The sequence below is a fragment of the Bacillus sp. 105MF genome, from assembly GCF_000374885.1.
Taxonomy (GTDB): domain Bacteria; phylum Bacillota; class Bacilli; order Bacillales; family Bacillaceae_G; genus Bacillus_A; species Bacillus_A pseudomycoides.
In genome coordinates this window covers 180221-202519 of sequence record NZ_KB895566.1, presented here as the reverse complement: position 1 = coordinate 202519, position 22299 = coordinate 180221, and the positions used below count along the sequence as shown (strand labels likewise).

The window sequence follows — 22299 nt, the reverse complement described above, 5'->3', positions numbered from 1 at the left end:
TGGCTTATTATTGATGCGCTTTCCCCTCAGATACATTTTGAGTAAGGCGATACCAAAGCCATAAATCGTTAATGATGGAGGCAAGATCAGCGATTTCAGAATTGAGGCTACAGGAAATTTCAAAGTTTTCTTCGTTATTTAAACGATGTTGTTTTTGATTAATATGATATTCAAGTTCTTTTATACGATCAGGTATTTTTCCGCGAATTTGTTCCCACTTTAATAAAATAGCATGCTGCATTTTTTCAGGGATATCTTCCCATTCTAGTTGTAAGTCAGGTACTTCTATTCCTAGGTGTTCATCGTATATAAAATATTGTTCCATATAGACACCCCCATTTTCTGTTTCCATTGTATCGAAAAAAAGAAAGAAGTTCGATGGAATTGTTAGAATTTTTTTTGCTAATATCCCTTGATTCATTTTGTGAAAGATGTTAAAGTTTGAATTAATATTAATAATAATGAATATTTATTCTTTAGGGGGATATGAAAATGGAGAAGAAAAAAGTTGTTCTAGCATATTCCGGAGGTCTGGATACTTCCGTTGCAATTAAATGGTTACAAGAGAAAAATTACGATATTATTGCGCTTTGCTTAGATTTAGGGGAAGGTAAAGATTTAGAATTTGTAAAAGAAAAAGCAATTTCAGTAGGTGCTATTAAATCTTATATGATTGATGTGCAGGAAGAATTCGCGAATGAATATGCATTGATGGCATTGCAAGGTCATACGTTATACGAAGGGAAATATCCACTTGTTTCAGCATTATCACGTCCGTTAATTGCGAAAAAACTAGTAGAAATCGCGGAGCAGGAAGGGGCAAGTGCTGTTGCACATGGATGTACAGGAAAAGGGAACGACCAAGTTCGCTTTGAAGTTTCTATCCAAGCATTAAATCCGTATTTAGAAGTGATTGCGCCAGTACGTGAATGGAAATGGTCACGTGAAGAAGAGATTGCGTATGCAAAAGAAAATGATGTACCGATTCCAATCAATTTAGATAGTCCGTTTTCCATTGACCAAAACTTATGGGGACGTAGCAATGAATGTGGAATTTTAGAAGATCCATGGGCAGCACCTCCAGAAGATGCATATGAAATGACGTTAGCATTAGAAGATACACCGAATAAACCAGAGTTTGTGGAAATTGGATTTGAATCAGGGGTACCAACAACATTAAACGGCACTTCTTATTCACTTGCAGAACTTATCAAAACGTTAAATTCGCTTGCTGGAAAACACGGTGTTGGACGTATTGATCATGTAGAAAACCGTCTTGTTGGGATTAAATCACGTGAAGTGTATGAATGCCCAGCGGCAATGACATTACTTACAGCGCATAAAGAATTAGAAGATTTAACACTTGTAAAAGAAGTCGCTCATTTTAAACCGATGATTGAACAAAAATTAACAGAATTAATTTATAACGGTTTATGGTTCTCACCTTTAAAACAAGCACTTGCTGCTTTCTTACATGAAACACAAAAATCCGTAACAGGCACAGTACGTGTGAAATTGTTTAAAGGTCATGCAATTGTAGAAGGACGTAAATCAGAATACTCTCTATATGATGAAAAATTAGCGACATATACAGTGGATGATGAATTTAACCATGATGCAGCAGTTGGCTTTATTTCTTTATTTGGTCTTCCAACAAAAGTATACAGCCAAGTGAATCAAAAGAAGGTGGAAGCGTGAGCAAACTTTGGGGAGGTCGCTTTACAGCAGAAGCAGAAGAATGGGTCGAGGAGTTTGGAGCTTCCATCTCCTTTGACCAGCAATTAGCGAATCAAGATATTGAAGGTAGTATTGCGCATATTACGATGCTGGCGAAACAGGGAATTGTAACAAAAGAAGAAGCAGAGAAAATAAAAGAAGGTTTACAACATTTACTAGATGAAGCAAAAGAAAATAAGCTTGCGTTTTCTGTCCAAGCTGAGGATATTCATTTAAATATTGAAAAGATGTTAATTGAAAAAATCGGTGAAGTAGGAGGCAAGCTTCATACAGGCCGAAGTCGTAACGATCAAGTTGCTACAGATATGCACTTATATTTAAAGGGAAAAGTGCAGGCCATCATAAAGGCTGCGAAGAAGTTGCAGAAGGTTCTTGTTCATCAAGCAGAAGAGAATATTGAAACGATTATGCCGGGATATACACATTTACAACGTGCACAGCCAATTTCGTTCGCTCATCATGTGCTTGCATACTTTTGGATGCTAGAGCGCGATGTAAATCGTTATGAAGATTCACTGGGACGCATTAATATTTCTCCGCTTGGCGCAGGTGCTCTTGCAGGGACGACATTTCCGATTGACCGTGCGTATAGCGCAGAGATTCTCGGTTTTGAAGGAATCTATGAAAATAGCTTAGATGCGGTAAGTGACCGTGATTTCATATTAGAGTTTCTTAGCAATTCATCCATATTAATGATGCATTTATCTCGCTTTTGTGAAGAGCTCATTTTATGGAGCAGTCAGGAGTTTCAATTTATTGAAATGAGCGATCAATATGCAACAGGAAGCAGCATTATGCCGCAAAAGAAAAATCCTGATATGGCCGAGCTCATCCGTGGTAAAACAGGAAGAGTATACGGCAACCTATTTAGTTTATTAACGGTAATGAAAGGGTTACCGCTTGCTTATAATAAAGATTTGCAAGAAGACAAAGAAGGTATGTTTGATACAGTTAAAACAGTAGAAGGCTGCCTGCATATTATGGCTGGCATGCTCGAAACGATGACTGTAAATAAAGAAAAAATGGGGCAAGCCGTAAAACAAGACTTCTCTAATGCAACAGAAATTGCTGATTACTTAGCAAGCAAAGGGCTTCCATTCCGTCAGGCACATGAAATTGTCGGAAAGCTTGTTCTTCATTGCACACAAAAAGGAATTTATTTATTAGATGTACCGCTAGAAACATATCAAGAGATGAGTCCGTTATTTGAAGAGGATTTATATGAAGTTCTTTCTCCTTATGCAGCAGTGAAACGTCGTAATAGTGCAGGTGGAACAGGGTTCGAACAAATTCAAAAAGCGCTGGAAAAAGCGAAGTTGCTAGTGGGAGAGACCGTAAATTTATAAGGATGAGAAGAGGGTAATATGTTCTGTATAGGAGCATATTATCCTCTTTTTTGTATATATCATATTTTTATACAGATGTTTATCTAATATTTAATTTTCTATATTTTAGGAAATGAGTATGGTATCCTTTTATAATATAGAGAAAAAAGGTTCAAACTTTTTTGTTGTTGATCATGAACGATATTTGTACTTGATAGGAGAATGTATGAAAAAGATAATTTTTATTCTTGTACTACTAATTAGTTTAAGTTTTAACGCGAAAATTTTTCTGGTAGATAAATATATGTATGTAGGAGAACGTGAAAAACGAGAAGAAGCAATTATGCTAACAATGTGGCACTTACAGGAAAAAGGATATAAAGAAAGTGATATTTTATCAATAAAACCGGCCTTTTATAGTAAAGAAGGTTCTTATGGTATGAATGTAATGTTTAAAGATGAATCTAATGAGTCGTATACTTATAAAGTTTGGCGGGATCCTAAGACAAATAAACCCTCTGTTCATCAACAAACAAATGCACCAGGTGGTATGGGCGGAAAACACCAAGAGCTTAAATAGTAAAGAAAGTGTTGAGTGGATACTTGAACTTTGAAGTGTAAAATCGATATAAATAGAATGATTTCTCATGAACATGAGAGGATACTAAGTTCTGTCCAGGAACCAAGTATCCTCTTTTTTATTATATTTCCACTAGCAAAAGATATAAGTATGCTAACGGAAAAAAGGAGTTTCGTAATCTTAGGTTGAAATTTGGATAGATGAAAAATTTAGTAATGCAAGGAGCGTCCATTATGCCAACTTATTAAAGAGTTTACTTCAAAGGAAATTCAAAAAGAATAGAGAGGTAATACTCTATGTTATCTATAAAAGATATTGAATTACAGATAGAAGAACAAGTGCAGAATAAAGCAGTGTTTGTAGATGAAGATCAGTACTATCCTTGTTTCCCTATCACCTCTTCCATATTTTATGCAGGAGAATACGGACTTCTTCGGTTTACAAAGAATTTAGATGAAATTTCAGTCTTATCTATTCAAGATGCCTGGCATTTGGAATATGTAGGAGAAGAAGTAAAGATAAAGTGAAACTTAAACTTAAATCAGTGGGGGATTCAGCCCTCACTGATTTAGTGCTTTTATACTTCTATACTACGTGCATGCATCGTTTTATAGATATTTTCAATGATTAAAAAATGATGGTTCTCATGTATCGCTAAAAGTTGAATGGCTTGAATTAGGTTTGGATACTTAGCGATTGGATCCAAAAATACAATGTGCCCCGCGATATTTTCTTCTATATTCTGAACGCATACTTCGATTGCATTTGTTTCGTTTACTAGCAATCGTTCTAGTTCTTTACTATCCATAGAATAATAGATTTTTTTTGATGGTACTAGAATCCAAGGAGCCTTCATTCCTTTACCGTTTTTTTCTTTGTATTCTGCATAGATGTCATGTATTTCAGTTGCACACGGGGCAATTCTTCTTATCTTGGCATAGGGAAGAAGTGTCAAAGAAAACTTAATTGCAACTTTTAGCATTTTTGTAATTAAGTACAGGTGGTAGAGATGTTCCCCAATCGACCATTTCCCATTTTCATTTCGATGCCATAGTTCTTCTTGCGGAAGTGATTGTAGTTTAGGGAGAAATTGAGATCTTTGCTGATGTAATGTATGGAAATGTTTTGCGATACTTTCAGATTTCATTTATTAGACTCCTCCATTCTATTACACGCCAAATCTTCAAGCGTATGAAAGGTGATGCTTCAGCGATACGGTGAGATGAATTTATGTATTCATTCTGATTTTCCTAATTATACCATTAGTGTGACTTTTTTGTGTTTCAGGAGGGGGAATTAATGCTAAAACAACTCTTCATATGAGGTCGTATATTTGAAAATCTACGTTAACCGTACCGACATAGGAGTAAGAAAAAGGAGAGCGCATGATACGATGTACTCTCCTTTTATTTTTTAGAAAACATGTTCATGTAAAGCTGGCTTGTCAATCTGGAAATACTATGGCAGTATATAAGGAACATCCCTATTTCTTGTGAATTTCAATTTCGTAATTGTTATGTTTACGAGGATATAAGAAAGGGAATTGAAAGTAATTTTTATAATGGAGGAAATAAAAAAGTATGCAAAACTTACCAAACTGCCCGAAATGTAATTCAGAATATACTTATGAAGATGGAAGTCTTTTTGTTTGTCCAGAGTGTGCTCATGAGTGGGCTTTAGAATCAGAAACTGAAAACAGTGAAGGTAAAAAGGTTGTTAAAGATGCAAATGGAAATATTTTAAATGATGGTGATGCTGTAACAGTAATCAAAGACCTGAAAGTAAAAGGAACTTCATCAGTTATAAAAATAGGTACAAAAGTAAAGAGTATCCGTTTAGTTGATGGAGATCATGATATTGATTGTAAAATTGACGGTTTTGGAGCAATGAAATTAAAATCTGAATTTGTTAAAAAGGCATAAAGATAATCCTATAAAAGTGATTGAAAAGACGTTCAGTAAGGTGATTTTGTCACGTAATGAGCGTCTTTTTATTATGAAAAAAGAGGATATACGTTTGTATATCCTCTAATAAGTGTAATGTTATGTCATTTTTCCTTATTCATATTTATGTCTGTTTTCTGTAATACGAATATACTCAATATCCATCAAATCACGGAGGAGTGCACCATGGCTCAGCTCAACGCCATGTTTTTCTTTAAAATGCGAACAGATCGTATCGAGCATTTCCAGCTCTTCATCATTTACATCTAAAATAATTCGTTCGTGATCTCCCATGTAGTAGCCCTCGTTTCGTTTTTTCTTAGCGTAACCGAAATTTCCTTATTGTATAACAATACCTGTATTTTATATGTTAACATTTCGTTATTAGGACATTAAAAAAGAAGGGAAGATGAAGTTGTTTTATAGGTTTGTTATTATTTTATATACGGCTATTATACTTAAATATGCTTTTCCTGCCATTGTTACTTTACAATATATAAAACCTACGTATATCGCCCTATTTATTTTTTGTATACTTGTAATGGATTGTTGTATTTCACTCTGGATATATAGAAAAAAGCAGAAACAAAATGAACAAGAGAGGCAACGGACAAAGCGAAAAAAAACGTTTTGGATGATGACATATGTTTTTGTTTTTCCAATAGTTCTGAGTTTTGTAAGTGAACGTATAGCGGAAAAGGGATTCGATTTAAAGCTTGGAGCAACAATGTTTTTCTATTATTTCTTTTTTCACTTTATTCCTTATATGAGTGAAAAGAATGGGGAAGATGAGGATCCTTTTGAAAAAGATATAAAGGAACAAGAGGATAGAATAATAGAAGAAGAAATGGAGCAACTTGCTAAACAAAAATGGTATTTCAATTCAACACTTATCTTCATTCTTTGTTTGGTTACACCACCAATTGGTTATTTATATGTAGTTCTTTTACGAAAAAAAATGACATACTATGCGAAAATGAGTTATTTGACACTTGCAACCATTACAATGGGATTATGGGCAATGAAGTTTTTACCGTCATCCTTATATGCAATTGTCATAGTCTGTATAGCATGTTTTATATTTATTGGAAAATACATAAAATAAAAAAACACCAAGTCTGCATAAGACTTGGTGTTTTCGTTATTTATTAAATGTCACCTTGCTCTTCTTCACCACGAACAACAAGGACATCGCATTTTGCATAGCGAATAATATGTTCAGAGACGCTACCGATTAAGAATCGTTCTACAGCGTTTAAACCAGTTGCACCACACATAATTAAATCTACTTTTTGTTTTGGAGCAATTTCTTTTGAGATTTTAGATTTTGGATTACCGAATTCTAATACAGTTTCTACTTTTTCAAGGCCAGCTTCAGTTGCAGTCTTTTTGTAGTCTTCTAATAAATCTTCTGCAAAGAGATTTGCACGCTCAGCGATTGCGCGGCTATATGCCTCTACAGCAGAGTATGCTTTTACATCAACGATATGAGCGATTGTTAATATTGCGTTGTTGCGCTTTGCGACTTGAATTGCTTTTTTAAAGGCTTTTTCTGCTTCTTTGGAACCGTCCACTGCAATTAAAATATTTGTATATGTATTATTCATAGTAGATTCCTCCCAATTCGTTTTTATAAGCTTTTACAACTTAATTATAAAACAAAATATGGTAACGTGCTTGCCAGAAACGTTACAGAATTTTGAAAACTCTGTTCTAATTCTTTTTAGTTGTAATTGTAGGGAGAACTTGTTACATATGAAGTATAGCAATTTAAAAGGAGGCATGTTTGTGAGACACGCGCTCATTACGGCCGGTACGAAAGGTTTAGGAAAGCAAGTAACAGAGAATTTATTAGCTAAAGGATATTCAGTAACTGTAACATATCATAGCGATATGAGTGCTGTAGAAACAATGAAAGAAAAGTATAAAAATATAGAAGAACGTCTACAGTTTGTGCAAGCAGATGTCACGAAAAAAGAAGATTTACATAAAATAGTAGAAGAAGCAATTAGCCGTTTTGGCAAAATTGATTTTTTGATTAATAATGCAGGTCCTTATGTGTTTGAACGTAAAAAGTTAATTGATTACGAAGAAGATGAATGGAATGAAATGATACAAGGGAATTTAACAGCAGTGTTCCGTTTATTAAAACTTGTCGTTCCCATTATGAGGAAGCAGCATTTTGGTCGCATTATCAATTACGGATTTCAAGGGGCAGATAGTGCACCTGGCTGGATGTACCGTTCTGCATTTGCGGCTGCAAAGGTAGGACTTGTTTCGTTAACGAAAACAATTGCCTATGAAGAAGCGGAATATGGCATTACAGCGAATATGGTTTGTCCAGGAGATATTATTGGTGAAATGAAAGAGGCGACAATTCAGCAGGCGCGTACGATGAAAGACATTAGAACACCAATTGGTAGATCTGGAACAGGTGAAGATATTGCTCGAACAATTTCGTTTCTATGCGAAGAAGATTCCGATATGATTACAGGCACAATTATAGAAGTAACAGGGGCAGTTGATGTTATTCACCGATATCGACAAAAATAGATAAAGTGAAACTTCCATCATTGGGGAGCTTTATCCCTCAATGATGGTTAGCCCTCACCAATCGGGCATTTATGGATAGTGTATCCCCCACCTGATTTTGGGGCTTTTTCATCTTGAGAGGGGGATATTACTGTCCGTTAATGCGGGGCAAAATCTATCGGAAAACTCGCATTATTTTTTGTCAAATATTGAGATATTATGTTAGAATATAAGAGCGTAGAAAGCGCTTTAAAAAATGATTCAGGGGTCATTTCATAACTCAAGGGGGAATTAATAATGCGTATCGGTATTCCAACAGAAATTAAAAACAACGAAAACCGCGTGGCAATGACGCCAGCTGGTGCTGTACATTTAGTACACAATGGTCATGAAATTTTTGTTCAAAAGGGTGCAGGTTTAGGATCTGGCTTTACAGATGAAGAGTACGTACAAGCTGGAGCAAAACTTGTTGAAACTGCTGAGGAAGCATGGAATCAAGAGATGGTTATGAAGGTAAAAGAGCCAGTAGAAAGCGAATATGGTTATTTCCGCGAAGGTTTAATTTTATTCACATACTTACACTTAGCTCCAGAACCAGAATTAACAAAAGCATTAATTGACAACAAAGTAGTATCAATCGCTTATGAAACAGTACAATTAGACAATCGTTCTTTACCACTACTTGCACCGATGAGTGAAGTAGCTGGTCGTATGTCTGCACAAATCGGTGCGCAATTCCTTGAAAAAAATAAAGGTGGCAAAGGTATCTTACTTGCAGGCGTTCCAGGGGTAAAACGCGGTAAAGTAACAATTATCGGCGGTGGCCAAGCTGGTACAAACGCAGCGAAAATCGCAGTAGGCTTAGGTGCTGACGTAACAATTATCGACTTAAGTGCAGAACGTCTTCGCCAATTAGATGATATTTTTGGCAATCAAGTCAAAACATTAATGTCTAATCCATATAACATTGCAGAAGCTGTAAAAGAATCTGATCTTGTAATCGGTGCAGTATTAATTCCAGGTGCAAAAGCTCCAAAACTTGTAACAGAAGAAATGATTAAATCAATGGAGCCAGGTTCTGTTGTAGTAGATATCGCGATTGACCAAGGTGGTATTTTCGAAACAACTGACCGCATTACAACTCATGATAACCCAACTTATGAAAAACACGGCGTTGTTCATTATGCAGTTGCAAACATGCCAGGTGCGGTTCCACGTACATCTACACTTGCATTAACAAACGTAACAGTACCATATGCAGTACAAATTGCAAACAAAGGCTACAAACAAGCTTGCCTAGGCAATTCTGCATTATTAAAAGGTATTAATACATTAGATGGTTATGTAACATTCGAAGCAGTTGCAGAAGCACATGGTTTACAATATGCTGATGCGAAAGAGCTTCTTGAAAAAGCTCCTGCTTTATCATAATAGAAAAGTTGTGAGGCCTTCCTTGGATAAGGAAGGTCTTTTTGTATGTAGTAATTCAAATGTCTTCTATAAGAAGTTAGGCCCGGGTTTAACATAATATTCAAGGTTATATGTCTATAACGTATGGTAGACAAAAAAATTGTAAAAATGATATTATGAGAATTGGGAATTTATGTTTATTTTATATGATTTTTATAAGTAACAAGAACTATAGAATAAAGTAAAGTGGTCTGGGGAGAGGATCAAATGGACCGAAAGAGTAATAAGAAAAAACAGAAGCGACAACCTAAACAACAGCATGTATTGCAACAGAAGGAAGTAATCATAGAGCAACAAGAAAAACCAGTTACTATTATATTTAAAGTACTTAGAGTTATTTCTATTTTTCTGTATTTAGGATTATGTGTTTACATCTATTTTAAAATGAGCCAGTCGCATCTGACTATTGGATTTTTGGAGAGTTTATTAAAGTTATTTGTAGGAATAGTAGAGATGGCATTATATGCATTTTTATTTCTGTATATATGGCCGCCAAGTGATAAAGGTGAACAGGATAAGAGGAAAGAGAAGAGGAGAAAAGGTTCATCGAGTGGATTTGTAAACTACAGTGATAGCGACTGTAGTAGTTCAAGTGATGGAGGAGGAGATTGCGGAGGGGGTGGAGATTAGAGAAAAATAATCTACTTTTAAATGTTTCATTATTCATAATGATGCGAGGCGATTTTGAAAAAAAGTCTCTAATAAAGTAAAACTTTAATCAGTGGGGATTTTCTTCATCCTCCGCTGATTATTAGCCTTCACTAATCGGGCTTTGACGGGCGGTCTATCTCTTACTAGTTTTATTGCTTTCGCCGAGCTTTGAGACGAAGATATTACTGCCCGCAAATAGCGGGGCAAAAGAGATGTTTTTTAATTATACTCGTAATACGAGAAGTTAGAGAGCATCTTTTTGTTTTAAAAATCAAAAAATGGAATTTTATTCTTGTTAATGCAATTCTTCTTATGATAATTTGGAATTATAGAAGTAAAGAAGTCATTCACAGAGGGGATAAAATGGGGAGAAAAAGTAGCAAGAAAAAACAAATAAGAAGACAGAAATATATAAAGAAAAAACAGGAACATAATATACCATTTCAAAAGAAGTTGGCCCTTAGTATAGAGAAAATAGCCAGATATATTAGTATGGTCATTTATGTAATCGTATGCTTTTTTGTGTTAGGTGTATTTTATCAGATAGAGATAAGACCTGAATTTTTGGAAGACATCTTACAGGGCATTGCTTTTTTGGTACCATTCGGTATGTTTTTTGTAGTGTTTGATAAAGTATGGCCAAGCCGTGAAAGTAAAAAAGATGAGAAAAGAAAGCAGAAAAGGAAACGATCTTCTTATTCCTCCAATTCATCTAGTGGATTTGCAAACTATAGCGATAATGATTGTAGTAGTGCGAGCGATAGTGGGGGTGGAGATTGCGGAGGCGGTGGAGATTAAAACTGAAAGTAATTTAGTTTGAAATGTTTTATTTTTCAGAATGATGAAAGGCAAAAATAGATTTGGAAAAAACGAGATCATTAGAATGGAATAGAGCGTCGCGAAAAGGGTGCATAGCAATGAATCTAGCAAAAGAGTCAGAAGAAAAAGTACAAGAGAAAAGTGAACTGAATGAAATGAAAGAAGCAATTGTTAAATTAGAACAAAGTGTACAAGAGTTAAAAGAAGAAGTAAAAAAGGTAAGGAAGAAAAAACAGGAAAAAGATATTGATTTTGGAACAATCGGCTTTTGGGTTTGTATGATGATTATTGCACTTGGATGGTTTTGGGGAAAATAATAAATCACTAGGGGATGAGGAGAACAATGGAGAAAGTGAATCTTTTAGAACTCACAAAAGATATTACAGAAAGGCAAAAAAATTTTGTTGTATCGAATGTGAATAGTCATTGTTTACGAATTGCTGTGTTTACGGGGGAATATGATTGGCATCTTCACTCGAATTCGGATGAATTATTTATAGTACTCGAGGGAGAATTACTTATCGATTTTCAAGATAAGGATACAGCTGTATTAAAACCAAATGATTCGATTTTAATTCCAGCCGGTACCGTTCACCGAACAAGGGCACTACAGCGTACTGTTAATCTTTGCTTCGAAAACTTAGATGCGGATACCGTTATTGTGGAGAATGTATGAAAAAGTTAGTGTTAGCAGAATATCATACGATTCTTCCAGTTTTAGAAGATAACAAACAGACATCTACTTTTGCCTATGCAGTATGTGATCGAATAATAGATGGTGAGATTTTTGTAAATGAGAGATTAACAACAGGAATGATTGCGACTGCTAATGGCATTTACTATCTGTTTGGAGATACACATGATCAGGAATTTCAACATACTTTGTTTTCTTATATTGAAAATGATGTTTTAACAACGGAGAAGCGATTCACATTATTTGTTTCTAGCATAGAGTGGGAAAGCATTATTGAAAATCATTTCAAGGGTTCTTTTAGAAAAATCCCTCGAAAAAAATTTCTATTTCAGAGAGATATCTTTGAAGATAGAAAAAGAGAATTAGAAGATTCTACATACAAAGTAAAGCGGATTGATAAAAACATAATCGAAAAAAGTACCGAATTTACGGAGCAATATTATAAAGAGTATTGGGGATCAAAAGAAGAATTTTTTAACCATGGTTTTGGATTTTGTATTGTACAAGATCAAAAGATAGTGGCTGAATGTGTCTCAATTTTTAGAAGTAATGGTTTTGCAGAAATTGATATCGCAACAGATCCAGACTATCAGGGAAAAGGGCTCGCTCGATTAGTCGCAACTTATTTCATAGAACATTGTATACAAAATAGTATTACGCCGTGCTGGGATTGTAATGTGGATAATATACCCTCACAAAGACTTGCTAGTAAACTAGGTTTTGACCATCCAATGGAATATGTTTTATATGTACGTAAGAAAGTAGAGGGATAAAACATGAATGTCGAATTAACAAGATTCAAAGTGAAGCCAGGGAAAAGTCACCGTGTTGATGAATGGATGAAGATGCTAAATGATCATATGAAAGAAGTGTTATTGACATTAAACGACGAGAAAATGTATGTAGAGACAATTTTCCGGGAAATAAGAGATGGAGAAGAATATTTGTATTGGTATTCTGTCCAAGGAGAAGGCGGGATAGCTATCGAAGCTTCTCGGCACGAAGTTGATAAAAAGCATTTGGAATTTTGGTATGAATGTATTGATGAGGAAGCACCTGCTGACCATATGAAAACAGAAGTTGTCATGATTCAAGATGTTGTCAAAGAGGCGATGAAATAATAAAATAGTATTCTTTGTATATACGAAAAAGCACATCAGAATAGATGGGCTTTTTTATTTGTGAAAAATTTTCAGCAGAAACTTGTATACATTTCAAGCTCTCAAACGTTGAGTATATAGGAAGGAGAGCAGAATGAGTCATGAAACGTTTGAATCATTATTAATAGAAAAATCGAAGGCGGTTTATAGTTACTTAATTAAAATTGGCGCAGAAAGAAAAGAAGCAGAAGATATTGTACAAGATACGTTGTATAAAGCTCTTCTACTTATGGAGGAAATACCGTTAGAACGATTAACACCGTGGTTATTCCGTGTTGCGATTAATCAGCACCGCGATTTGTATCGGAAGAAACAAAGATTGAATCCAATTGCGATTGAATCAGTTGTTTTAATCGGTCAAAAGTCATTAGATGAAGTTCTTCTAACAAGTGAGCTTCAAGGAGAAGTACAAGAAATATTAGAGTCGATGACAGAAGACTATCGGCATATGTTATTGCTGAAATATGAATATGAGCTCTCTTATAAAGAAATCGCCGTTTTATTAAGTGTGAAAGAAGATACAGTGAAAACAAGTTTGTACCGAGCACGAAATCAATTTAAGAAATTGTATAGGAGGAAAGGCGATGAGCCGGAAAGATTTTGAACTTGATATGGATGAGAAGCAGATGAATGCATTGATGAAGAGGGCAAAGAGGAAACAGCTTCTGCGAAACTGGATTATTTCTATTTGTGCGTCTGTTGTAGTTATCGTAGGACTGTTTTTAGGAACAACATATTTTTCACAACAAACTTTTGAAAGGATGGAAAGACAAGTGGCTGCGTTACATACTGTCCAAGGACCGAATATACGCTTTAGTGGCAGTGTTGATTTAAGTAATAGTATGACAGGTCGAACCATCATATATAACTCTTATAAAAATATAGCGGGACAACCAGTAAAATGGGCAAATGAGATGTATGAATCAGGTTTATGGAATTATAGGATGATGCACTATGATGGTGATCTTGTTAGGTTAGATGAGGAAGAGGTGAATAAAGAGGAGGAGAATATCAAATTACCAGATTATAATGTTCAAACAATGCAAAGAGAGATGCGATTTTATTTACCTTTTGTTACGTATGAAAATTATGTGAATGATTTAGCGGATATGGGAGAGTTACAAAATAAAGTTGCGGAAGTAGCGTTATCTTTTGATAAAGCATATACAGCTGAGCAAATTGTAGAGATGTTACCTAAAAATATACAACCTGTTTGGTTTTGGACAGATACATATAATGAAAAAAATGCGGATACATATGTAGGATTAAAAGATCCGAAGAGTGGAGCGGTATTAAATGCTGTAATGGCTATCGATGTATTTGGATTCGAGGGGAGTTACGCAAAAGCACAAGAAAATATTAAAAATGATGTAACAAGAAACTCAAAAGAATTTCTGTATCAAATCAAGTATTTAGCAGAGAATAGTGAAGGGATACCAAGTGATTATTTCAATCAATATTATAAAGAAATAAAAAATATCAAGCCCAAAGACTTACCAATCTACGGCGTAGTCGTAACAGGAAAAACAGAGGATTTAAAAAATTTACAAAGTTCACCGTATATAAAAGCAGCTGTAAGAGGTGTAACAGTTGAGAAATATTGATTACGAAACATTAATTAGAATAATCTGAAAATTTATGGTATAATATGGAGAAAAGGGGGCCTATATGAAGCAAATACATGGAGCAATCTACATCTACATAACAATGTTTTTCATTGGAGCGTCTTATGGTTTAGGGCATTTATACTCGCACCCGATTTTAACTTTTTTGAGCGGGACATGTATGGCCATTGCGATTTGTATACACTTTTTCTCAGTTTGGATTGTAAAGTTTCAACTAAATATTAGTGAGATGGAAGAAGGCACTTTTTAAGTAGCCTTCTTTTTTAGTAGTATCTGTTTAACTCTTTTAATAATATTTCAATTTGTTTCTCCGCTTCTTCACACATGGATAAGGTTCTTAATCTAAAGAATAGGCTTCGTAAGAATGATTTTACATTTCCATACAACGTTTCATAAGACACGATAGATAATTCTGCTTTTTGAATTTGCATTTGATTAACTAAGGAATGTAAGGCTGCAATGAGTTCTTTTTCATCTAAACCATTTTTCAGCATGGCAATGATAGGAGTGATAATTCGCTCATCTTCTTCGTACTTGTAATACATTGTATGCACATTTATCTTTTCTAACAAGGTTTGTAGTATTTCAGGATAATGGAAGACTTCAAGTTTCGGGTTTATAACAAGTTCATCGAATGTATCTGAGACGTGAGCGATGCTGTGAGCCCAACCTCGGTCGTTAACATATCCGCGAAAATCATGTTCTTGGTTCATATATAAAATTAATTTGTCTTTCACATCTAATATGTCAGACGGTGATAAGAAGTTATGTTTTGTATCGGCGTTTATGATTAAAGCAATTAATAGTGCTGTAAATGATCGGGTGAACACAGCATCTTTATCTTCTGTAGTGATTTTATAAAATAAATATTGTTCGCTTATACTTTGTAATAATAAGTGCTGTAATTGAGTTTGTGTAATATGGTCATTTATGATGAGGTGCCAAAAGGTCGTACAGATTAATTTGTCTCGTAAATAGCTGTCTGGTGTGCCGATATGTTGGAGCATTTTTGAACTTAAATCATGAATGTCTATCGTGGAATCTATGGCGTATTGGTTAGCTTTTATTTCTTCTAATTGTTTTTGAAGTTGTTGCATGTAATCTCTCCTTTTTATTTAGAAAATTCTGTATTTTAATGTTATGATAGAAACGGAGAATATACAAGAAATAAATACCTTTTTTCAACAAATCAATCATTTATTGAGGATTTCAAAAAAACGATTAGAGACGAACAAAAAATGTTAGAAATAGGATTGATTAATGAAGTTTCTATAATGGAGGCATGAAATGAAGAGAAACACATGGATGTTGTGTGTGTATGTTTTATTTACCGTTTCTTTCGTGATATTAACAGCATGTACACGTAATGAGCAAACTGAGAATGAGCCGGTGAATATACAACAACAAACAGAAAAAGGTGTTATGGAAGGATACGTTATAGTGAAAAATACAACTGTATATTTCATTAGTAACAAAAAGTTCAAAACGAAAAAAGGGTTGCAGGAGTATGTGGAGCTACAACAACATTTGGATACCCCAGCGGACACGATTCTACATTTTGGTGATAAAAATGCATATAAACAGTTGAAATCAGGATATAAAATAAAAGTATGGTTTTCTACGATACTTGAAAGTTACCCAGGGAAAATGACTGTTAATCAGTTTGAAATCGTAGAGAAAAATGGTATTTAAAAAAGGTAGCGTATTCGCTACCTTTTTTCTTATTTTACAAACTGTAATTCTTTTGGGAATTTCGTTAAAATTTCTGATCCGTCTTTCGTGATGTAGATATCATCTTCAATACGAACGCCACCTACGTTTGGTACGTAAATACCTGGTTCGATTGTGAAGACCATTCCTTCTTTTAATAGAGACTCGTTTCCTTCTTTTACATCTGGATATTCGTGTACGCTAATGCCAAGTCCATGACCAAGACGGTGTGGGAAGAATTCTCCGTAACTTGCATCTGTGATAACAGAGCGAGCAGCATTGTCAATTTCGCCAAGTGTAACGCCTGGTTTACAAGCTTCAACCGCTTGTAATTGTCCTGCTAGTACAGTGTTGTAAATACGTGTTTGTTCTTCTGAAAGATTGCCAAATGCGACTGTACGTGTAATGTCAGAGCAATAACCGTCAATGATTACACCTAAGTCAAATAGTACGAAGTCACCGCGCTTCATTTTGTTTCCACCTGGGATACCGTGTGGCAAGGCAGAGTTTGCACCTGCTAATACCATTGTGTCAAAGGACATTTTATGTATACCTTTTTTCTTCATTTCATGTTCGATGATTGCTAACACTTCTAATTCGCTGCGATTTTCTTCAATTGCATTTACACCGATTTCAACAGCATAGTCTGCCATGTGGGCTGCTTGACGCAAAATAGAAAGTTCTTTTTCGTCTTTAATTAAACGAAGTTCGCGTACTTTTTCTTCAGCGGATTTGAAAGATGCTTTCGGGAATAATTTTGTTAATTCTTCGTAGCGCTCTACATTTAAATGTTCTTTTTCAATTGCCACTGCATTTACATCAATGCCGCGATCTGCGATTGCTTTTGCAATCATATCCCATGGTTTGTCTGTATCAGTAAATCCGATAATTTCATGTGCCCAGCCAGCGTTTCTAGCTTGACCTTCTTCCATTTTAGGACAAATTAAAATTGGTTCTTTTTCTTGGAATACAAATAGACCGAGTAGTCTTTCGTGTGGTTCGCAATGGAAGTTTGTCATATAGAAGACGTTTGGTGTAGAAGTTAAAAATGCAGCTTCCACGTTCTGTTCTTGTAGCCATTGCATTAAGTTTTCTAATCTAGTATTCATAAATTCGCACCTCCGGGATTTTAATTACATATATAACTTTACATCGGATGAAAGTGTTATGACAAGCAAATCGCTGTTTGAAAAGACAGGAAATTGTGAAATCATGTAGAATAGAAGGTGTGAATGTGAATAAGGAGGAATGTAACAATGAAAGTATCTTATCACGGGCATTCAGTTGTAAAGATTGAAACGAATGGAAAGGTTATCTTAATTGATCCGTTTTTAACAGGTAATCCGAAAACAGATTTAAAGACTGAAGATGTTAAGGTAGACGCGATTATTTTATCGCACGGTCATGGTGATCATGTCGGCGATACAGTAGCACTTGCGAAGAAAAATAATGCAGTTGTTGTAGCGCCGTTTGAACTCGCAACATTTTTAGGGTGGCAAGGTGTAAATACACATCCGATGCATATCGGCGGTTCGCATGTGTTTAATTTTGGGAAAGTGAAATTTACACAAGCATTCCATGGGTCTAGTTATATTGATGAAGAAAACAAGACGATTACATATACAGGAATGCCAGCTGGAATTTTATTTACGGCAGAAGAGAAAACAGTGTACCATGCAGGAGATACTGCTTTATTTTCCGATATGAAGTTAATCGGTTCTCTTAATAATATCGATTTAGCATTTTTACCAATTGGTGATAATTTTACAATGGGACCAGAGGATGCAGTGTTAGCTGCGGAATGGATTGGTGCTAAAACAGTTGTGCCAATGCACTATAATACGTTCTCAATTATCCAGCAAGACCCGCATCTTTTTGTCCAAAAACTAACAAGTAGTACAGGTAAGGTATTAGAAGCTGGAGAAAGTATTACACTATAAAAAAAGCAGCCCTTCATTTGAAAAGACAAGTGAAGGGTTTTTTATGTGTGTAAAATAGGTTTGAAAGTCTGTGCTTGTTTTGGTGTTTCTTTTATTTCCAGTAATGTTTGTTCCGGTGTTTCATTTAATTCCATTGCAATTTTTTTGCCATCAACGAAAGCTAAAAATACAGCACCTACAACTTCTAAAAATTTTTTCATTTTCATTCGCTCCTTCGTTTGATTTCTTGTCTTTATTGTATCTTGGAACTAGAAAACAAACCATCGAATGAGATGACAATAGTCTTACACTGGTGTAAGAATGTGACTGATAGAATGTAAGGGTCATTTTTGTTATAAAAAAAATAGTACAGATGCATAAAAGTACAGTGTAACAGTTTCGGAAATATAGTATACTAAAAATACAACACATGAAGAATTTAGGGAAAAGAAAGTATGGTGAAACCATTTGGCTACCAAACATAATCAAATTTTAGAACATATTAATAGCCTGCCGGTAGGGCATAAAATTTCTGTGCGCCAAATTGCAAAAGATTTGAGTGTAAGTGAAGGAACGGCCTATCGTGCGATTAAAGATGCAGAGAATAAAGGGTATGTTAGTACAATTGAACGTGTCGGAACAATCCGAATTGAACAAAAGAAAAAGGAAAATATTGAAAAACTAACATATGCCGAAGTGGTCAATATAGTCGATGGCCAAGTGCTTGGCGGAAGAGAAGGGTTACATAAAACATTAAATAAATTCGTGATTGGGGCCATGAAATTAGAAGCGATGATGCGCTATACAGAAGCAGGGAACTTGCTAATTATCGGTAACCGGACGAATGCGCATCAGTTGGCACTAGAAACAGGGGCAGCTGTATTAATTACAGGTGGATTTGATACAGAAGATCATGTGAAAAAATTAGCGGATGAATTAAAGTTGCCGATTATTTCAAGCAGCTATGATACGTTTACTGTGGCAACGCTTATTAACCGTGCCATTTATGATCAGCTTATTAAAAAAGAAATTGTACTTGTGGAAGATATTTTGACGCCAATTGAAGAAACGTTATATTTAAAACCTAGTGATAAAGTAGCGCAATGGCATGCGTATAATAAAGAAACAATGCATGGGCGTTATCCAATTGTAGATGAAAATAAAAAGGTATTAGGGATTGTTACTTCAAAAGATATGATTGGCATCGCAAAAGAAACACCAATTGAAAAAGTGATGACAAAACAGCCGATTACAGTGAATGGGAAAATGTCTGTTGCAGCGGCAGCGCGCATGATGGTATGGGAAGGGATTGAACTTCTTCCTGTTGTCGATGAAAGCAACCGATTGCAAGGGATTATTAGCCGTCAAGATGTACTTCAAGCATTGCAAATGATTCAACGTCAACCGCAAGTTGGAGAGACGATTGAGGATATCGTCACAAATCAATTTGTGACTCCGAAAGAAGCAAAGAACGAACACAGTTATCAATTTTCTGTGACACCACAAATGACGAGTTCATTTGGAACATTATCATATGGTGTATTTACAACCGTTGTCACAGAAGCAACAAATCGCGCCATCCGTGCGCAGAAAAAAAGTGATTCGATTGTCGAGAATTTAACAATTTATTTTGTAAAGCCGGTTCAAATTGACAATGTTGTTTCTGTACATCCAAAGGTGTTAGAAATCGGTCGTAAATTTGGAAAGGTAGATGTAGAAGTGCGTCACGGAGGAGAGGTTGTTGGGAAAGCGCTGTTAATGGTACAACTGATTGATCGATAAGTATGGAAAAAAGCTGAATGAAGAATCTCTTTTATGGTGAGATGTTCATTCAGCCGTTTTTTATAAAAGTGTATGAATACAGTTAATAGTAATGAAATGGTGGGGAAGATTATATTCCATGAAGTAAAGGTGATAGGAGAATCGGGATAGTAATGTTTCGTATGCCAAATTTCGTATAGAGCGTTTAGAATGAGCGTGATGATAGGAGCTAAGAAAATTTTCTTCATGATTAACGCATAAACCTAAACCAATGACGATAAAAGGAACAATGCACAATTACATAAGAAACGGGTTAATTTGGTTAATCCAAACGCTAACAACTCCCTTTATTAGGTAGTATAATTGAATTATCAGATAATTTATATACAAAAAGAAAAAAGAATGGTGTTCACTATGTCATCAGAATTGCTCTTTTTTGGTGGTGTTGCATTGTTTTATTTTCTTATGATGATACCGATTCAGTATCTTTACATTGAAGGACTAAATGAGCAAAAACAACAAACAAAGCTTTCACAACAAGAGTTGTATAAAAATATGTCTTTTGAAGAAGAACAATTACATTTTCACGTGCAAGGAAATCCTTTTAATATTCCACCTGCATTTGTTGCATATATGATTTTAAAAATAAAACAATATAAAAAGCATCAGCATTTATGCTGATGCTTTTTATATTGTTTTATACGCTTCTGCTTCTTCGACTGCAAGAGGTGAGAAATGTTTATACTGACGGAATCCATTAAAAATACTCGCACCACCAAATAAGATAAATAACACGCCAACGATAATACGTGCGGTAGAGAGTTCTAAGAAAAATTGGTTTGCACCAAATAGCGCAACGAATACACCGAGCGACATTGCGGATTTTCCAGCAAGCCATCCTTTTTCCATCGGACGATTTGTACGAAAATATTTTGTTTTATAGAAGAGATACAACATAAATGAGATGATAATACAAAAGACTAATACTGGCATGATATGATCCTCCGTTATTTTGTATTTAGGTAAATTTAAAAATAAAACCCCATCTTTTTAGTTGGGAGAGAGTGTCCGCCCAAGCATAGAAGCGGTCAGTGCCTGTTTTAGCCCCATGCCGAGTGAAAACAAAGTGAGGGAACGAGTGGAGAATCCCTTTTGTTTTCATAGCCGAGACTGATATGGTGGGAAAATAAACTGGATAAAACTGAACTGAAACCCCATCTTTTTAGTTGGGAGAGAGTGTCCACCCAAGCATAGAAGCGGTCAGTGCCTGTTTTAGCCCCATGCTAAGTGAAAACAAAAAACATTATCGAAACTTTCTAATTATTATTATAAAGCAATTGTCCACATGGATAAATTATTTTCAGTTATAATGAAGGATAAAGTGAGAAAATTGATTACAGAGGTAGAAATCAATAAAAAGGAGACTATACATATGCACGAACAAATTTTAACAGCGATTAAAGAGTTTGATACGATTATTATTCACCGTCATGTGCGCCCAGATCCAGATGCATTAGGTTCACAATGTGGGTTAGGAACCGTTCTTCAAGAATCGTTCCCAGAGAAAAAGATTTATATGGTTGGATACAATGAACCTTCTTTATCGTATTTACGAGTAATGGATGAAATTGATGATGAGACTTATGAACATGCGCTTGTTATCGTTTGTGATACAGCGAACCAAGAGCGTATTTGTGATCAGCGTTATACAAAAGGAAAGAAGCTTATTAAAATTGATCATCACCCAAATGAAGATCCATACGGGGACATTACGTGGGTTGATACGACATCAAGTTCTACAAGTGAGCTTATTTATGAGTTTTACTCTTACGGAAAAGATAAAGGTTTAACAATCTCAAAAGAAGCGGCTCGTCTTATTTTAGCTGGGATTGTTGGAGATACAGGTCGCTTCTTATTCCCGAATACATCAGCAAGAACACTTCGCTATGCAGGCGAGCTTGTAGAAATGGGAGTGGACTTTCCAGCGTTATATAACGAAATGTATAAAACGAAAGAGAAAATCGCTCGTTTAAATGGATTCATTTTACAAAACTTTACGATGACAGAGGAAGGTGCAGCTTATATTAAGCTGACAAAAGAAGTACTAGAAGAATTTGATGTACTTCCTTCAGAGGCATCTGGTGTTGTTGGAGCGCTTGGCAATATTGATGGATTAAAAGCTTGGGTTCTATTTCTAGAGGAGGAAGATGTGATTCGCGTTCGTCTTCGTTCAAAGGGACCGGTAATTAATAAATTAGCGATGCAGTATAACGGCGGAGGTCATCCGATGGCTTCTGGTGCGAAAGCATCTTCTTGGGAAGAAGCAGATCGTCTTTTCGCGGACTTGTGTGAGATCTGTAAATAAAACAAGTA

The 22299-nt window shown here is 35.3% G+C and carries 30 protein-coding genes; 22 read left to right on the top strand and 8 right to left on the bottom strand.

Annotated elements, in window-relative coordinates; all coding sequences use genetic code 11:
• Nucleotides 1-7: 7 nt before the first annotated feature.
• Entirely contained in the window at nt 8-325 is a 318-nt protein-coding gene (locus C564_RS0103990; protein ID WP_018764493.1) for a hypothetical protein, read from the bottom strand.
• Nucleotides 326-492: 167 nt separating this feature from the next.
• Here C564_RS0103990 and C564_RS0103985 point away from each other — a divergent pair, with 167 nt between their 5' ends.
• The 4 genes from C564_RS0103985 (at nt 493) to C564_RS0103970 (ending at nt 4169) form a co-directional block, all read left to right on the top strand.
• A complete protein-coding gene (locus tag C564_RS0103985) occupies nt 493-1698 on the top strand; it encodes an argininosuccinate synthase (RefSeq protein ID WP_018764492.1) in 1206 nt (401 codons plus the stop codon).
• Nucleotides 1695-3083, top strand: coding sequence for an argininosuccinate lyase (argH, locus tag C564_RS0103980; RefSeq protein WP_018764491.1), 1389 nt, complete (start codon nt 1695-1697; stop codon nt 3081-3083). The genes C564_RS0103985 and argH overlap by 4 nt, the downstream gene beginning before the upstream one ends.
• Nucleotides 3084-3288: 205 nt before the next feature.
• Nucleotides 3289-3642 (top strand): DUF3139 domain-containing protein, encoded by a 354-nt coding sequence (locus C564_RS0103975; RefSeq protein ID WP_026008456.1) that lies wholly within the window; start codon nt 3289-3291, stop codon nt 3640-3642.
• Nucleotides 3643-3938: 296 nt separating this feature from the next.
• On the top strand, nt 3939-4169 hold the full coding sequence (locus C564_RS0103970) for a hypothetical protein (protein ID WP_018764489.1): 231 nt from the start codon (nt 3939-3941) through the stop codon (nt 4167-4169).
• Nucleotides 4170-4219: 50 nt separating this feature from the next.
• Here C564_RS0103970 and C564_RS0103965 read toward each other — a convergent pair whose 3' ends face one another.
• On the bottom strand, nt 4220-4789 hold the full coding sequence (locus tag C564_RS0103965) for a DinB family protein (RefSeq protein WP_018764488.1): 570 nt from the start codon (nt 4787-4789) through the stop codon (nt 4220-4222).
• Between the two features lie 433 nt (nt 4790-5222).
• Here C564_RS0103965 and C564_RS0103960 point away from each other — a divergent pair, with 433 nt between their 5' ends.
• A complete protein-coding gene (locus C564_RS0103960) occupies nt 5223-5564 on the top strand; it encodes a zinc ribbon domain-containing protein YjdM (RefSeq protein WP_003201064.1) in 342 nt (113 codons plus the stop codon).
• A 135-nt stretch (nt 5565-5699) separates the two neighbouring features.
• Here the strand turns inward: C564_RS0103960 and C564_RS0103955 are convergent, their stop codons facing one another.
• Nucleotides 5700-5879, bottom strand: coding sequence for a hypothetical protein (locus C564_RS0103955; protein WP_000502255.1), 180 nt, complete (start codon nt 5877-5879; stop codon nt 5700-5702).
• Between the two features lie 115 nt (nt 5880-5994).
• On the opposite strand from C564_RS0103955, the gene C564_RS0103950 reads away from it, so the two are divergent.
• The gene (locus tag C564_RS0103950) at nt 5995-6690 is read left to right on the top strand and encodes a hypothetical protein (RefSeq protein ID WP_003201066.1); all 696 of its coding nucleotides are present in this window, start codon (nt 5995-5997) and stop codon (nt 6688-6690) included.
• 43 nt (nt 6691-6733) lie between these two features.
• Here C564_RS0103950 and C564_RS0103945 read toward each other — a convergent pair whose 3' ends face one another.
• Nucleotides 6734-7192, bottom strand: coding sequence for a universal stress protein (locus tag C564_RS0103945; protein WP_003201067.1), 459 nt, complete (start codon nt 7190-7192; stop codon nt 6734-6736).
• 148 nt (nt 7193-7340) lie between these two features.
• Between C564_RS0103945 and C564_RS0103940 the strand changes: the two genes are divergently transcribed.
• From C564_RS0103940 to C564_RS0103890, 11 genes are all read left to right on the top strand, one after another.
• Nucleotides 7341-8138 (top strand): SDR family oxidoreductase, encoded by a 798-nt coding sequence (locus C564_RS0103940; RefSeq protein ID WP_003208709.1) that lies wholly within the window; start codon nt 7341-7343, stop codon nt 8136-8138.
• Nucleotides 8139-8414: 276 nt separating this feature from the next.
• Nucleotides 8415-9548, top strand: coding sequence for an alanine dehydrogenase (gene ald, locus C564_RS0103935; RefSeq protein ID WP_003201075.1), 1134 nt, complete (start codon nt 8415-8417; stop codon nt 9546-9548).
• 246 nt (nt 9549-9794) lie between these two features.
• Nucleotides 9795-10217 carry a hypothetical protein gene (locus tag C564_RS0103930; protein ID WP_018764486.1) on the top strand — a complete coding sequence of 141 codons (423 nt, stop codon included), beginning with the start codon at nt 9795-9797 and terminating at the stop codon, nt 10215-10217.
• Between the two features lie 384 nt (nt 10218-10601).
• On the top strand, nt 10602-11036 hold the full coding sequence (locus C564_RS0103925; protein ID WP_018764485.1) for a hypothetical protein: 435 nt from the start codon (nt 10602-10604) through the stop codon (nt 11034-11036).
• A gap of 119 nt (nt 11037-11155) precedes the next feature.
• A complete protein-coding gene (locus C564_RS0103920) occupies nt 11156-11374 on the top strand; it encodes a hypothetical protein (RefSeq protein ID WP_003201080.1) in 219 nt (72 codons plus the stop codon).
• Nucleotides 11375-11400: 26 nt separating this feature from the next.
• Nucleotides 11401-11733: a cupin domain-containing protein gene (locus C564_RS0103915; protein WP_018764484.1), complete on the top strand. Its 333-nt coding sequence runs from the start codon at nt 11401-11403 to the stop codon at nt 11731-11733.
• On the top strand, nt 11730-12524 hold the full coding sequence (locus C564_RS0103910; RefSeq protein WP_018764483.1) for a GNAT family N-acetyltransferase: 795 nt from the start codon (nt 11730-11732) through the stop codon (nt 12522-12524). Before C564_RS0103915 ends, C564_RS0103910 begins: the two co-directional genes overlap by 4 nt.
• Nucleotides 12525-12527: 3 nt before the next feature.
• Nucleotides 12528-12872, top strand: a complete 345-nt coding sequence (locus C564_RS0103905) for a DUF6176 family protein (RefSeq protein ID WP_018764482.1) — start codon at nt 12528-12530, stop codon at nt 12870-12872.
• Nucleotides 12873-13005: 133 nt separating this feature from the next.
• A complete protein-coding gene (locus C564_RS0103900; protein ID WP_018764481.1) occupies nt 13006-13515 on the top strand; it encodes an RNA polymerase sigma factor in 510 nt (169 codons plus the stop codon).
• On the top strand, nt 13496-14515 hold the full coding sequence (locus tag C564_RS0103895; protein ID WP_018764480.1) for an anti sigma factor C-terminal domain-containing protein: 1020 nt from the start codon (nt 13496-13498) through the stop codon (nt 14513-14515). Before C564_RS0103900 ends, C564_RS0103895 begins: the two co-directional genes overlap by 20 nt.
• A gap of 64 nt (nt 14516-14579) precedes the next feature.
• On the top strand, nt 14580-14786 hold the full coding sequence (locus C564_RS0103890) for a hypothetical protein (protein ID WP_018764479.1): 207 nt from the start codon (nt 14580-14582) through the stop codon (nt 14784-14786).
• A gap of 13 nt (nt 14787-14799) precedes the next feature.
• Here C564_RS0103890 and C564_RS0103885 read toward each other — a convergent pair whose 3' ends face one another.
• Complete coding sequence (locus C564_RS0103885) at nt 14800-15633, bottom strand: DUF2785 domain-containing protein (protein WP_018764478.1); 834 nt, start codon at nt 15631-15633, stop codon at nt 14800-14802.
• Nucleotides 15634-15823: 190 nt separating this feature from the next.
• Here C564_RS0103885 and C564_RS0103880 point away from each other — a divergent pair, with 190 nt between their 5' ends.
• Nucleotides 15824-16228, top strand: a complete 405-nt coding sequence (locus C564_RS0103880; RefSeq protein WP_018764477.1) for a DUF3221 domain-containing protein — start codon at nt 15824-15826, stop codon at nt 16226-16228.
• A gap of 29 nt (nt 16229-16257) precedes the next feature.
• Here C564_RS0103880 and pepQ read toward each other — a convergent pair whose 3' ends face one another.
• Nucleotides 16258-17355 (bottom strand): Xaa-Pro dipeptidase, encoded by a 1098-nt coding sequence (pepQ, locus tag C564_RS0103875; protein WP_018764476.1) that lies wholly within the window; start codon nt 17353-17355, stop codon nt 16258-16260.
• Nucleotides 17356-17502: 147 nt separating this feature from the next.
• Between pepQ and C564_RS0103870 the strand changes: the two genes are divergently transcribed.
• Nucleotides 17503-18186: a metal-dependent hydrolase gene (locus C564_RS0103870; protein ID WP_018764475.1), complete on the top strand. Its 684-nt coding sequence runs from the start codon at nt 17503-17505 to the stop codon at nt 18184-18186.
• Between the two features lie 41 nt (nt 18187-18227).
• On the opposite strand, the gene C564_RS36665 is transcribed toward C564_RS0103870, so the two are convergent.
• Nucleotides 18228-18386, bottom strand: coding sequence for a hypothetical protein (locus C564_RS36665; RefSeq protein ID WP_018764474.1), 159 nt, complete (start codon nt 18384-18386; stop codon nt 18228-18230).
• A 247-nt stretch (nt 18387-18633) separates the two neighbouring features.
• Here C564_RS36665 and C564_RS0103860 point away from each other — a divergent pair, with 247 nt between their 5' ends.
• Together C564_RS0103860 and C564_RS0103855 are read left to right on the top strand one after the other, a co-directional pair.
• Complete coding sequence (locus tag C564_RS0103860) at nt 18634-19947, top strand: DRTGG domain-containing protein (protein ID WP_018764473.1); 1314 nt, start codon at nt 18634-18636, stop codon at nt 19945-19947.
• A gap of 393 nt (nt 19948-20340) precedes the next feature.
• Nucleotides 20341-20607 (top strand): DUF3949 domain-containing protein, encoded by a 267-nt coding sequence (locus tag C564_RS0103855; protein WP_018764472.1) that lies wholly within the window; start codon nt 20341-20343, stop codon nt 20605-20607.
• A gap of 6 nt (nt 20608-20613) precedes the next feature.
• On the opposite strand, the gene C564_RS0103850 is transcribed toward C564_RS0103855, so the two are convergent.
• On the bottom strand, nt 20614-20919 hold the full coding sequence (locus C564_RS0103850) for a YtpI family protein (RefSeq protein WP_018764471.1): 306 nt from the start codon (nt 20917-20919) through the stop codon (nt 20614-20616).
• 439 nt (nt 20920-21358) lie between these two features.
• Between C564_RS0103850 and C564_RS0103845 the strand changes: the two genes are divergently transcribed.
• Entirely contained in the window at nt 21359-22291 is a 933-nt protein-coding gene (locus C564_RS0103845) for a DHH family phosphoesterase (RefSeq protein ID WP_018764470.1), read from the top strand.
• Nucleotides 22292-22299: the final 8 nt, after the last annotated feature.

What these genes read in the sequence shown, in the direction of transcription:
- pepQ (WP_018764476.1), bottom strand. Translation starts at nt 17,355, where the DNA reads ATGAATACTAGATTAGAAAACTTAATGCAATGGCTACAAGAACAGAAC.
- C564_RS0103925 (WP_018764485.1), top strand. Translation starts at nt 10,602, where the DNA reads ATGGGGAGAAAAAGTAGCAAGAAAAAACAAATAAGAAGACAGAAATAT.
- C564_RS0103880 (WP_018764477.1), top strand. Translation starts at nt 15,824, where the DNA reads ATGAAGAGAAACACATGGATGTTGTGTGTGTATGTTTTATTTACCGTT.
- C564_RS0103930 (WP_018764486.1), top strand. Translation starts at nt 9,795, where the DNA reads ATGGACCGAAAGAGTAATAAGAAAAAACAGAAGCGACAACCTAAACAA.
- ald (WP_003201075.1), top strand. Translation starts at nt 8,415, where the DNA reads ATGCGTATCGGTATTCCAACAGAAATTAAAAACAACGAAAACCGCGTG.
- C564_RS0103895 (WP_018764480.1), top strand. Translation starts at nt 13,496, where the DNA reads ATGAGCCGGAAAGATTTTGAACTTGATATGGATGAGAAGCAGATGAAT.
- C564_RS0103970 (WP_018764489.1), top strand. Translation starts at nt 3,939, where the DNA reads ATGTTATCTATAAAAGATATTGAATTACAGATAGAAGAACAAGTGCAG.
- C564_RS36665 (WP_018764474.1), bottom strand. Translation starts at nt 18,386, where the DNA reads ATGAAAAAATTTTTAGAAGTTGTAGGTGCTGTATTTTTAGCTTTCGTT.
- C564_RS0103920 (WP_003201080.1), top strand. Translation starts at nt 11,156, where the DNA reads ATGAATCTAGCAAAAGAGTCAGAAGAAAAAGTACAAGAGAAAAGTGAA.
- C564_RS0103945 (WP_003201067.1), bottom strand. Translation starts at nt 7,192, where the DNA reads ATGAATAATACATATACAAATATTTTAATTGCAGTGGACGGTTCCAAA.
- C564_RS0103915 (WP_018764484.1), top strand. Translation starts at nt 11,401, where the DNA reads ATGGAGAAAGTGAATCTTTTAGAACTCACAAAAGATATTACAGAAAGG.
- C564_RS0103850 (WP_018764471.1), bottom strand. Translation starts at nt 20,919, where the DNA reads ATGCCAGTATTAGTCTTTTGTATTATCATCTCATTTATGTTGTATCTC.
- C564_RS0103870 (WP_018764475.1), top strand. Translation starts at nt 17,503, where the DNA reads ATGAAAGTATCTTATCACGGGCATTCAGTTGTAAAGATTGAAACGAAT.
- C564_RS0103845 (WP_018764470.1), top strand. Translation starts at nt 21,359, where the DNA reads ATGCACGAACAAATTTTAACAGCGATTAAAGAGTTTGATACGATTATT.
- C564_RS0103955 (WP_000502255.1), bottom strand. Translation starts at nt 5,879, where the DNA reads ATGGGAGATCACGAACGAATTATTTTAGATGTAAATGATGAAGAGCTG.
- C564_RS0103965 (WP_018764488.1), bottom strand. Translation starts at nt 4,789, where the DNA reads ATGAAATCTGAAAGTATCGCAAAACATTTCCATACATTACATCAGCAA.
- C564_RS0103975 (WP_026008456.1), top strand. Translation starts at nt 3,289, where the DNA reads ATGAAAAAGATAATTTTTATTCTTGTACTACTAATTAGTTTAAGTTTT.
- C564_RS0103940 (WP_003208709.1), top strand. Translation starts at nt 7,341, where the DNA reads ATGAAGTATAGCAATTTAAAAGGAGGCATGTTTGTGAGACACGCGCTC.
- C564_RS0103950 (WP_003201066.1), top strand. Translation starts at nt 5,995, where the DNA reads ATGAAGTTGTTTTATAGGTTTGTTATTATTTTATATACGGCTATTATA.
- C564_RS0103885 (WP_018764478.1), bottom strand. Translation starts at nt 15,633, where the DNA reads ATGCAACAACTTCAAAAACAATTAGAAGAAATAAAAGCTAACCAATAC.
- C564_RS0103910 (WP_018764483.1), top strand. Translation starts at nt 11,730, where the DNA reads ATGAAAAAGTTAGTGTTAGCAGAATATCATACGATTCTTCCAGTTTTA.
- C564_RS0103960 (WP_003201064.1), top strand. Translation starts at nt 5,223, where the DNA reads ATGCAAAACTTACCAAACTGCCCGAAATGTAATTCAGAATATACTTAT.
- C564_RS0103985 (WP_018764492.1), top strand. Translation starts at nt 493, where the DNA reads ATGGAGAAGAAAAAAGTTGTTCTAGCATATTCCGGAGGTCTGGATACT.
- C564_RS0103905 (WP_018764482.1), top strand. Translation starts at nt 12,528, where the DNA reads ATGAATGTCGAATTAACAAGATTCAAAGTGAAGCCAGGGAAAAGTCAC.
- C564_RS0103890 (WP_018764479.1), top strand. Translation starts at nt 14,580, where the DNA reads ATGAAGCAAATACATGGAGCAATCTACATCTACATAACAATGTTTTTC.
- C564_RS0103990 (WP_018764493.1), bottom strand. Translation starts at nt 325, where the DNA reads ATGGAACAATATTTTATATACGATGAACACCTAGGAATAGAAGTACCT.
- C564_RS0103900 (WP_018764481.1), top strand. Translation starts at nt 13,006, where the DNA reads ATGAGTCATGAAACGTTTGAATCATTATTAATAGAAAAATCGAAGGCG.
- C564_RS0103855 (WP_018764472.1), top strand. Translation starts at nt 20,341, where the DNA reads ATGTCATCAGAATTGCTCTTTTTTGGTGGTGTTGCATTGTTTTATTTT.